This is a genomic window from Neobacillus canaveralius, assembly GCF_047237705.1.
GTDB classification, from domain to species: domain Bacteria; phylum Bacillota; class Bacilli; order Bacillales; family Cytobacillaceae; genus Neobacillus; species Neobacillus niacini_K.
On record NZ_JBDFLL010000001.1, the window covers coordinates 5820001 to 5822575 of the forward strand.

Genomic DNA, 2575 nt, shown 5'->3' on the forward strand with positions numbered 1-2575 from the left:
ACCCTCCACGGTTGAGCCGTGGGCTTTCACATCAGACTTAAAGGACCGCCTGCGCGCGCTTTACGCCCAATAATTCCGGACAACGCTTGCCACCTACGTATTACCGCGGCTGCTGGCACGTAGTTAGCCGTGGCTTTCTGGTTAGGTACCGTCAAGGTACCGGCAGTTACTCCGATACTTGTTCTTCCCTAACAACAGAGCTTTACGACCCGAAGGCCTTCATCGCTCACGCGGCGTTGCTCCGTCAGACTTTCGTCCATTGCGGAAGATTCCCTACTGCTGCCTCCCGTAGGAGTCTGGGCCGTGTCTCAGTCCCAGTGTGGCCGATCACCCTCTCAGGTCGGCTACGCATCGTCGCCTTGGTGAGCCGTTACCTCACCAACTAGCTAATGCGCCGCGGGCCCATCTGTAAGTGTCAGCGTAAACCGACTTTCAGCTTTTCCACATGAGAGGAAAAGGATTATCCGGTATTAGCTCCGGTTTCCCGAAGTTATCCCAGTCTTACAGGCAGGTTGCCCACGTGTTACTCACCCGTCCGCCGCTAACCAAGAGGTGCAAGCACCTCAAGATTCGCTCGACTTGCATGTATTAGGCACGCCGCCAGCGTTCGTCCTGAGCCAGGATCAAACTCTCCAAGAAAGTTGATATAGCTCATTTTGTTACGTTGGCTTAGCTTTTATAAAAAGCTAAAAAATTGTTTGTTGACGTTCTTGTTTGTTTAGTTTTCAAAGAGCAATTATTTACAGCGACAAAAACCATCATACCATGCTGATTCATTAGTGTCAACATAAAATCACTTTAAGTTTTTATATTGAATGTCTTCACGAAGCAGCTTTTCAATAATAACACCGTTGGTGTATTAATGCAATATAAAGTTTTTATCTTTTTCTCTATTAAAAGAGAATCAAAAGACTAAAAGTCTTTCGCCTGGCAACGTCCTACTCTCACAGGGACAAAGTCCCAACTACCATCGGCGCTGAGAAGCTTAACTTCCGTGTTCGGTATGGGAACGGGTGTGACCTTCTCGCCATTGCTGCCAGACTATTTTGTTGAGGTATCATTCCCTCAAAACTAGATAATCAGAAGAAGTTTGTAAAACGAGTTCGCCTTTAAAAATTGGTTAAGTCCTCGAACGATTAGTATCAGTCAGCTCCACATGTTACCACGCTTCCACCTCTGACCTATCAACCTGATCATCTTTCAGGGTTCTTACTAGCTTGACGCTATGGGAAATCTCATCTTGAGGGGGGCTTCATGCTTAGATGCTTTCAGCACTTATCCCGTCCGCACATAGCTACCCAGCGATGCCTTTGGCAAGACAACTGGTACACCAGCGGTGCGTCCATCCCGGTCCTCTCGTACTAAGGACAGCTCCTCTCAAATTTCCTGCGCCCACGACGGATAGGGACCGAACTGTCTCACGACGTTCTGAACCCAGCTCGCGTACCGCTTTAATGGGCGAACAGCCCAACCCTTGGGACCGACTACAGCCCCAGGATGCGATGAGCCGACATCGAGGTGCCAAACCTCCCCGTCGATGTGGACTCTTGGGGGAGATAAGCCTGTTATCCCCGGGGTAGCTTTTATCCGTTGAGCGATGGCCCTTCCATGCGGAACCACCGGATCACTAAGCCCGACTTTCGTCCCTGCTCGACTTGTAGGTCTCGCAGTCAAGCTCCCTTGTGCCTTTACACTCTGCGAATGATTTCCAACCATTCTGAGGGAACCTTTGGGCGCCTCCGTTACTCTTTAGGAGGCGACCGCCCCAGTCAAACTGCCCACCTGACACTGTCTCCCACCCCGATAAGGGGTGCGGGTTAGAATTTCAATACAGCCAGGGTAGTATCCCACCGACGCCTCCACCGAAGCTAGCGCTCCGGTTTCTCAGGCTCCTACCTATCCTGTACAAGCTGTACCAAAATTCAATATCAGGCTACAGTAAAGCTCCACGGGGTCTTTCCGTCCTGTCGCGGGTAACCTGCATCTTCACAGGTACTATAATTTCACCGAGTCTCTCGTTGAGACAGTGCCCAGATCGTTACGCCTTTCGTGCGGGTCGGAACTTACCCGACAAGGAATTTCGCTACCTTAGGACCGTTATAGTTACGGCCGCCGTTTACTGGGGCTTCGATTCAGAGCTTCGCTTGCGCTAACCCCTCCTCTTAACCTTCCAGCACCGGGCAGGCGTCAGCCCCTATACTTCGCCTTGCGGCTTCGCAGAGACCTGTGTTTTTGCTAAACAGTCGCCTGGGCCTATTCACTGCGGCTCTTCGAGGCTATTCACCTCAAAAAGCACCCCTTCTCCCGAAGTTACGGGGTCATTTTGCCGAGTTCCTTAACGAGAGTTCTCTCGCACACCTTAGGATTCTCTCCTCGCCTACCTGTGTCGGTTTGCGGTACGGGCACCTTTTATCTCGCTAGAGGCTTTTCTTGGCAGTGTGGAATCAGGAACTTCGGTACTATATTTCCCTCGCCATCACAGCTCAGCCTTCACGGTAAGCGGATTTTCCTACTTACCAGCCTAACTGCTTGGACGCGCATATCCAACAGCGCGCTTACCCTATCCTCCTGCGTC

At 51.1% G+C, this 2575-nt stretch carries 3 rRNA genes (1 of these 3 cut by a window edge); all 3 read right to left on the reverse strand.

The features are described 5' to 3' along the window. Positions 1–639, reverse strand: a 16S ribosomal RNA gene (locus tag ABC255_RS28265) (it extends 911 nt beyond the left edge of the window). Positions 640–925: 286 nt separating this feature from the next. After that, positions 926–1041: ribosomal RNA gene (rrf, locus tag ABC255_RS28270) — 5S ribosomal RNA — on the reverse strand. 75 nt (positions 1042–1116) lie between these two features. After that, positions 1117–2575 (reverse strand): 23S ribosomal RNA (locus ABC255_RS28275); the annotation flags it as partial.